Raw genomic sequence first — 7,818 nt, 5'->3', positions numbered from 1 at the left:
AATTTGTCATATAGTTAAAGCTTATGAATCTAATTGTAGATGTTGGGAATACCTTTGTAAAATTTGCGGTTTATAAAAACAAGGATCTTATTTACAAGTCCAGTTTTGAGCTTTCCGATTTTAAAAAGCAATATAAATTAATTCAAAAAGCGTATCCTAAAATACAAAATGCGATTATCTCATCAGTTGGGCGTTTATCTAAAAAACAAATTGAGCGTATAGGTGAAGATTTAAAAATCGTAGAGCTTAATTCTATGACAAAATTACCTTTTAATAATTGTTATAAAACACCTATAACTTTAGGTGTAGACCGCCTAGCATTAGTAAGTGCATCGGTTAATCAATTTCCTGAAAATAATGTATTGATTATTGATGCTGGAACCTGCATTACGTATGATTTTATTACAGATAAAAATGACTATTTAGGTGGAGCCATTTCGCCTGGAATTAGATTGCGATACAAGAGTTTAAATAATTTAACTGCCAATCTTCCGTTATTAGATACTGAGCAACCAGAATCTTTAATAGGTAACTCTACAGAAACATCTATACACTCAGGAGTTGTAAATGGTGTTGTCAAAGAAATTGATGGTGTAATTGATGAATATTTATCAGAATACCCAGATTTAACAGTTATTTTAACAGGTGGAGATGCCAAATTTTTGTCAAACCAATTAAAAAATAGCATATTTGCGAATTCAAATTTTTTATTAGAAGGCTTGAATTTCATTCTAGATTATAACTCAAAATAATGATAAAACGTCTCATTGTAATTTGCATTACAATAATTAGTTCGTACGGTTTTGCTCAACAGGGAACGGCATCTCCATATTCTTTTTATGGATTAGGCAGTCTTAAATTTAAAGGAACTGTAGAAAATCGTAGTATGGGAGGTATTAGCGTGTACTTAGATAGTATTCATGTTAATCTCAGAAATCCTGCCGCATATGTGGGTAAAAATATAGAAGCAAATCCTTTTGATAATGAGAGCAGACCTGTGAAATTTACAGTCGCTGGTACTATTAACGAACTTAAATTAGAAAGTAATTCATCAGAGGAGAACGCTAATAGTTCTACATTCGATTATTTAGCAGTCTCAGTACCAATTGGTAAGTTTGGATTTGGATTTGGTCTCTTGCCATATACCTCAGTGGGTTATAAATTAGATGATTTTAATAGTGATGACGATTTAGAATATAGGTACAGAGGCGAAGGTGGTACCAATAGAGTATTTGCAGGGTTTGGATATCAAATTTCGAACAAATTAAGTGCTGGAATCGATATTAATTATAGTTTTGGAAATATTCAGAATACTGCCATAGAGCTAGAATATACTCCAGAAGGTGAGCTTGTTCAATTTCAAACACGACAAGATAGTAGGTCAGATTTAAGTGGTCTTAGTTTAAATCTAGGTCTTTCTTATAAATCTAAGATTACGGATAAGTTAGAATTATCTGCTACTGCAACATATGCACCAGAGAGTAAATTAAATTCTACTAATGAACGGTCATATTCTTCAATTTTATTAAACCAATTAACTGGTGAAGAACTTGTAAGAAACACAATTGAAGAAGATTTAGAGTCTCAGGGACTCGATAAAACTGAAATCACAATTCCATCGCGTTTATCACTTGGTGCAGGAATTGGGCAACCAAAATTGTGGTTTGTTGGTGCAGAATATACAATGCAGAACACTTCAGATTTTTCAAATCCTATTTTTAATAGTGAAATTTCAACCTTCGAAAATTCATCTCAATTTGCTATCGGAGGATTCTATATTCCTAATTATAATGCGTTCTCTGGCTATTTTAAACGTGTGGTTTACAGAGCAGGTTTTAACTTCGGGAATACAGGTTTAGTAATAAAAGATGAGTCGATTAAAGAGTTTGGCATATCTTTTGGGTTAGGATTACCAGTTGGGAACCGAAGTTTATTTTCTAATGCGAATATCGGAGTAGAATATGGACAACGAGGAACAACAAATAAAAATCTCATCAAGGAGAATTTTTTAAACTTCAACATAAGTTTATCTTTGAATTCTAGATGGTTTCAAAAAAGAAAGTATGACTAACATTAATAAAAATAACATGAAGACGAGAATTACTATACTGCTGATGGCGCTTTTTGTGAGTTTTAACTTTGGTTTTGCTCAACAAGACGAAGAGTGTATGAATAACCTATCTATATTTGATAGTTATGTAAAAAGCAAAAAGTACGATGATGCTTATGGTCCTTGGAAAATTGTAAGAGAAAAATGTCCAAAATTTAACCGAGCAATTTATGTTCATGGTGAGAAAATCCTAAAACATAAAATTGAAAATTCTGCTGGTGCTGATCAAGTAGCACATATTAAAGATTTATTGAAACTTTACGATCAAAGTAGAGAGCATTTTTCATCTAAGTATGATCTTGCTGAAATCATGGTAGACAAAGCAAATTTGGTATATAAATACCAGAAAGAGTTAAATATTTCAATAGAGGATGAATACAAAATGTTTGACGATGCTTTCAAACAAGATAAAGAGCATTTTACAAATGCAAAAGGCCTTTACACTTACTTCTCATTAGCAGTTGATTTATTTGATGCAGGAAAAATGTCAGCACAAGACATGTTTAACAAGTACGATGATATTATTGAAGTCATTGAAGGTATTATTAACGGAAACACTAAAAGCTTAAATAAATTAGTAGAAAAAGAAGCTGCTGGTGGTACCTTAACCAAGAAAGAAGGTAGGCTTAAGAAGTACTACGAGTCTAGTATAAAAGCATTTGAAGAGCAAGTTGTGCCAAGTATGGATAAAAAGCTCGGCGATAGGGCTACATGTGAAGTTTTAATTCCTCTATATGAAAAGAATTTTGAGGATAATAAAAGTAATACGGTTTGGTTACAACGTGCAATGAATAGAATGTATGCTAAAGGCTGTAAAGAAGATCCATTATTCTTAAAGTTAGTGGAACAGAAGAACAGCATACAGCCAACGGCAGATACAGCTTTTTACCTTTACTTATTAACTGATGAGAAAAAGTATTTTGATCAGACTATAACTTTAGAAACTGACCCATTAAAAAAGGCTAAGTTGTATAAGAAACTTGCAGGTGATCTTAAATCTAAAGGAAGTTATAGTAGAGCGAGACAATACTATATGGAGTCTCTAAAATTGAATCCTTCAGATGGTAGCCCTTATCTGTCTATTGCAGCAATGTATGCAAGCAGTGCAAATAGATGTGGTGATACAACGTTTAATAAAAGAGCAGTGTTCTGGTTAGCAGCTAGTGAAGCAGAAAAAGCAGGCCGAGTAGATAGTCGTTTAAGAAAGGTAGCAGCACAAACAGCTGCAAGTTACAGAGCTAAAGCTCCAAGTAAAACAGATATCTTTAATTGTACATGTTCTGGTGAGGTTATTAAAATCGGATGCTGGATAGGTCGTTCGGTTACTGTACCATAAGAATACATGAAATATAAAAGTCTATACATAATAAAAAACATAGTCGCCGCGTTAGTTGTGACTATGTTTTTTTCTTGTAAAAACAATTTTGGTGATGTACAGAAAGTAGGAGTGTTACAAAATCAACCTGTTGGCGAGGCAGAAAATATAGACTTAAAATATACTGAATATGAAGATTCAGTAGTAAAACTTTTAGCGAACTTAAAAAGTCCAAATCTACTAGACTATTCTAATCGTCCATTCAAATTTACAGAATTCCCAGAAGGGATAGAACTTATCATTTACGGAGACGGAAATGAAGAAACCGTGATATTAGCGGATTATGCAGTGTCATATGCAGAAACGGATATTATTGATCTACAAGGTAATGTCATCATAGCCACACAAGATAAAGATACCTTGTTTACTGAGCAACTGTATTACAATCAACAACTAGAGTGGGTTTTTACTAATAACCCATTTTACTTTAAACGTACCACTGGTTTTACAAAAGGAAACGGTTTTGATTCTGATAAAAACTTTGAGAAGTTTCAAATGCACGAAACAGGAGGTGATTTTGAACTCGATAATTAACTATCTTTGCATTACTAATTATTAGAAATACCAACTGATGAAGATTCTTAAATTTTTTCAATACGCTTATATCATATTTGCAGCATTATTTTTATGGGATGCTATTTCTAATTGGTCTATAGATAGAAATAGAGCATATATGTCTTTATTCTTTGCGGCACTTGCAGTATTTATGTTCTTCTTCAGAAAACGCTTTAGAAAAAAGTTTGAGGATCGTAACAAAAAGTAATATATGACTGTTGATATAGTCATTATTGTAAGTACACTAATATTGTCTGCCTTTTTCTCAGGTATGGAAATTGCTTACGTATCATCCAATAAAATTCATATAGAATTAGAAAAAAAACAAGGGGATTTTCTTGGTAAAATTTTAGGTAGATTAACTGAAAAGCCTTCAAAATATATTGCCACTATGCTTATTGGTAATAATATAGCACTAGTTATTTACGGGTTTAAAATGGGAGATGTACTGATACGATGGTTTCAATCTTTACTGCCATCAGATAGTACTATTTTGAACTACCTATTGACTGATCTTCAATTATTAACTCAAACGGTTATATCTACAATTATAATACTAATCACTGCAGAGTTTTTGCCTAAAGTATTTTTTCAAATTTATGCAAACACGCTTTTAAAGGTATTGGCATTACCAACTTATATTTTTTATGTGGTGTTTTCTTGGATTGCAGATTTTGTATTATGGATATCAGATGCTGTTCTAAAATATATTTTTAAAGCCTCTGGTGAGGATGTGGCTTTGGCAATGACCAAAGTAGAGCTAGGTAATTACATCAGTGAACAAATGGAATCTGTAGAAGATCATGATGACGTAGATAGTGAGATTCAGATATTCAAAAATGCATTAGAGTTTTCTGAAGTCAAAGCAAGGGAAGTTATGGTGCCAAGGACTGAAATTACAGCAGTAGATATTTCTGATTCTATTGAGAGTTTAAGACAACTGTTCATAGAATCCGGAAGAACAAAGATTATTGTGTACAAGGATACCATTGATGATATTTTGGGATATGTCCACGCCTTTGAATTATTTAAAAAACCAAAAAACATTAAATCTATTATTATTCCTGTTGGGTTTGTGCCGGAAACAATCCTTATTAAAGATGTACTCAATATCTTAACTAAAAAGCGACGCAGTATGTCTGTTGTTATTGATGAATATGGTGGTACATCTGGTATAATGACTGTAGAAGATATTATAGAAGAATTGTTTGGCGAAATAGAAGATGAGCATGATAACGTTGCGCTTATTGAAGAACAAATTAATGAAAACACTTTTAAGTTCTCTGCGCGACTTGAAGTAGATTACGTCAATGAAACCTACAAAATAAACTTACCAGAAGGTGAAAACTATGAGACTTTAGGTGGCTTAATCGTTAATGCAACCGAAGAAATACCACAAGTACATGATGATGTGCAGATTGATAATTTTAAATTCACGATAGAAGAAGTATCATCGACTAAAATCGATATAATACAGTTAAAAATCCTCGAAGTATATTAATCTCTATTAATACCTATAAAAACTAGGTTTCTCCTTTTATTATTTGGTAGAAAATACTATTTTCGCAAACTTATTTATTCCAAATAAAACAGTAATATGGCAGTTTTAAATAAAATTAGACAACGCTCATTAATACTAATATTAGTAATTGCAATGGCGTTATTTTCATTCGTAATTGGAGACTTATTTAAAAACTCTGATGCATTAACTGGTGGCGCACAAGATGTAGTAGCTACAGTTAACGGTAAAGATATTATGCGAGATGAGTTTCAGAGAAAAGTAAAAAGTTATCAAGACAGAGTAGGGCCTAGTCAAACTTCGACACAGTCTATGAATACTATTTACAATCAAGAACTTCGTAAAATTATCTTAGAATCTGAGTTTGAGGAGTTAGGCCTTGGAGTAGAAAAAGATGAAATGCGTGATTTATTGAAAAACAGTTTTTCGTCTTACCCAGAATTTCAAGATGAAAATGGTGAGTTCGATGTAAATAAGTTAAATGCATTTATAGCTAATTTAAAGGATCTAAAAGGTGAAACTGCACCTCTTGGGAATTTCTTAGTGAATTATGATAGCTGGACAAATAACGAGCAAACTATAGCATCAAATGCTGTACAGCAAAGTTATTACAATATGATTAAAGCTGGTGTAGGAGCCACAATTGCTGAAGCGGAAGACGAATATTTCGGTGATGCTAAAACAATAGACATGCGTTATGTGCAAGTACCTTATACAAGTGTAGCAGATAGTTTAGTTACTGTGTCTAAAACAGATATTAAAGACTACGTTAAGAAAAACGAAGACAAATACAAGGTTGATGCTAGCAGGGAAATAGTGTATGTTGAGTTTGAAGAAAAAGCGTCTAAAGAAGATGAAGATGCAATTAAAGCTGGTTTACTAGGTTTAGTTGAAGACAGAATTGAATACAATGAGAATAGCAAGAATACTGATACGATTCCTGGATTTAATACAACTAATGATATTGCCGAATTTATAAATACCTATTCAGATATTAAGTATAACGATGTGTTTTCTAGAGCTGCTAATTTACCAGCAGTAGCTAAAGACACGTTATTAAGTTTAAATGAAGGTGAGTATTATGGGCCATACAGAGATGGTGAGTATTTTAAGCTAACTAAAGTTATTGCAACGAAACAATTGGCAGACTCTGCTAAGGTTAGACATATTTTAGTCCCATTTGTTGGTGCTACAAGAGCTGATGCTGCGGTAACAAAAACTCAAGAAGAAGCAAAAGCAACGGCAGATAGTATTTTAGGTTTAATCAAATCTAAAAGCGCAAAATTTGTGGATTTATTAGAATTGTCTTCTGATAAAGTAAGTAATGAAAAAGAAGGAGTGTTAGAGTTTGGTTATAATGAATCTTATGCACCAGAATTTAAAGAATTTTCCTTTAATAATGAAGAAGGTGATGTAGAAGTAGTAGGTACATCTTTTGGATATCACGTTATAGAAATATTAGATCAGTCTAGTTTTAATAAAGCTTTGAAATTAGCAACATTAGCTGATAAAGTTGAGCCATCTGAGCAAACATTACAAGATGTGTTTAATAGAATGTCTAAGTTTGAAATTGCTGCTAAAGATGGCGATTTTAATGATTTAGCTGCAGAAAGAGATTTACCAGTTAAACCAATTGTATTTAAGGAATTAGATGAAAATATACCTGGTTTAGGTAGCCAAAGAGAAGTAGTGCGTTGGACATTTGATGAAGATACTGAAGTAGGTGACTTTAAAAACTTTCCAATATCTGGCTTTGGATTTATAGTTGCAAAACTTGTTGAAAAAAATGAAGAAGGATTAATGAATTCAGAAGATGCAGCGGTAACAGCTGTACCAGAAATAAGAAAAGAGAAAAAGGCAAAAATGATCCGTGAAAAATTAACAGCAACATCAATAGAAGACATTGCTAAGAATCAAGGAGTAACACCAAGATCTGCTTCTGCCGTAACTATGAAAAACACCACATTATCAGGTGCAGGTGTTGAACCTAAAGTTATTGGAACTGCGTTTGGATTAGCGGAAGGTGCTACTTCAGATCCTATCGATGGAGAAAAAGGAGTTTATGTTGTTGAAGTTACAAAAGTAAACGACGCTACTAAATTAGATAACTATGCCGCAATTATGAATAGATTGAATACTGCTCGCAGAAATACAGTACAGGGTAAAGTTTATCAGGCATTAGAAGAAGCTGCAGATATTGAAGATAACAGAGCTAAAACAGTTTACTAATTAGTTCTATTAATATACGATAAAGGCTTT

General features: G+C 32.6%; 7 protein-coding genes. All 7 read left to right on the top strand.

Going from position 1 to position 7,818, the window contains the following annotated elements; genetic code table 11:
- Positions 1 to 23 precede the first annotated feature (23 nt).
- The 7 genes from ACTG3Y_RS09125 (at position 24) to ACTG3Y_RS09095 (ending at position 7,788) form a co-directional block, all read left to right on the top strand.
- Positions 24 to 752 carry a type III pantothenate kinase gene (locus ACTG3Y_RS09125; RefSeq protein WP_439152617.1) on the top strand — a complete coding sequence of 243 codons (729 nt, stop codon included), beginning with the start codon at positions 24 to 26 and terminating at the stop codon, positions 750 to 752.
- Positions 752 to 2,071: a hypothetical protein gene (locus ACTG3Y_RS09120; RefSeq protein ID WP_439152616.1), complete on the top strand. Its 1,320-nt coding sequence runs from the start codon at positions 752 to 754 to the stop codon at positions 2,069 to 2,071. Before ACTG3Y_RS09125 ends, ACTG3Y_RS09120 begins: the two co-directional genes overlap by 1 nt.
- A gap of 16 nt (positions 2,072 to 2,087) precedes the next feature.
- Positions 2,088 to 3,446 carry a hypothetical protein gene (locus tag ACTG3Y_RS09115; RefSeq protein ID WP_439152615.1) on the top strand — a complete coding sequence of 453 codons (1,359 nt, stop codon included), beginning with the start codon at positions 2,088 to 2,090 and terminating at the stop codon, positions 3,444 to 3,446.
- Between the two features lie 6 nt (positions 3,447 to 3,452).
- Entirely contained in the window at positions 3,453 to 4,019 is a 567-nt protein-coding gene (gene lptC, locus ACTG3Y_RS09110; RefSeq protein ID WP_439152614.1) for an LPS export ABC transporter periplasmic protein LptC, read from the top strand.
- A gap of 37 nt (positions 4,020 to 4,056) precedes the next feature.
- Positions 4,057 to 4,248: a hypothetical protein gene (locus tag ACTG3Y_RS09105; RefSeq protein ID WP_439152613.1), complete on the top strand. Its 192-nt coding sequence runs from the start codon at positions 4,057 to 4,059 to the stop codon at positions 4,246 to 4,248.
- A 3-nt stretch (positions 4,249 to 4,251) separates the two neighbouring features.
- Positions 4,252 to 5,541 carry a hemolysin family protein gene (locus tag ACTG3Y_RS09100; RefSeq protein ID WP_439152612.1) on the top strand — a complete coding sequence of 430 codons (1,290 nt, stop codon included), beginning with the start codon at positions 4,252 to 4,254 and terminating at the stop codon, positions 5,539 to 5,541.
- A gap of 96 nt (positions 5,542 to 5,637) precedes the next feature.
- Positions 5,638 to 7,788 carry a SurA N-terminal domain-containing protein gene (locus tag ACTG3Y_RS09095; RefSeq protein WP_439152611.1) on the top strand — a complete coding sequence of 717 codons (2,151 nt, stop codon included), beginning with the start codon at positions 5,638 to 5,640 and terminating at the stop codon, positions 7,786 to 7,788.
- Positions 7,789 to 7,818 lie beyond the last annotated feature (30 nt).

The sequence above is a fragment of the Winogradskyella sp. genome (assembly GCF_965656915.1).
Taxonomy (GTDB): domain Bacteria; phylum Bacteroidota; class Bacteroidia; order Flavobacteriales; family Flavobacteriaceae; genus Winogradskyella.
Note: the sequence above shows the minus strand (reverse complement) of the source record. Positions and strands in the feature narration are given on the sequence as shown.

What these genes read in the sequence shown, in the direction of transcription:
- ACTG3Y_RS09100 (WP_439152612.1), top strand. Translation starts at nt 4,252, where the DNA reads ATGACTGTTGATATAGTCATTATTGTAAGTACACTAATATTGTCTGCC.
- ACTG3Y_RS09125 (WP_439152617.1), top strand. Translation starts at nt 24, where the DNA reads ATGAATCTAATTGTAGATGTTGGGAATACCTTTGTAAAATTTGCGGTT.
- lptC (WP_439152614.1), top strand. Translation starts at nt 3,453, where the DNA reads ATGAAATATAAAAGTCTATACATAATAAAAAACATAGTCGCCGCGTTA.
- ACTG3Y_RS09115 (WP_439152615.1), top strand. Translation starts at nt 2,088, where the DNA reads ATGAAGACGAGAATTACTATACTGCTGATGGCGCTTTTTGTGAGTTTT.
- ACTG3Y_RS09095 (WP_439152611.1), top strand. Translation starts at nt 5,638, where the DNA reads ATGGCAGTTTTAAATAAAATTAGACAACGCTCATTAATACTAATATTA.
- ACTG3Y_RS09120 (WP_439152616.1), top strand. Translation starts at nt 752, where the DNA reads ATGATAAAACGTCTCATTGTAATTTGCATTACAATAATTAGTTCGTAC.
- ACTG3Y_RS09105 (WP_439152613.1), top strand. Translation starts at nt 4,057, where the DNA reads ATGAAGATTCTTAAATTTTTTCAATACGCTTATATCATATTTGCAGCA.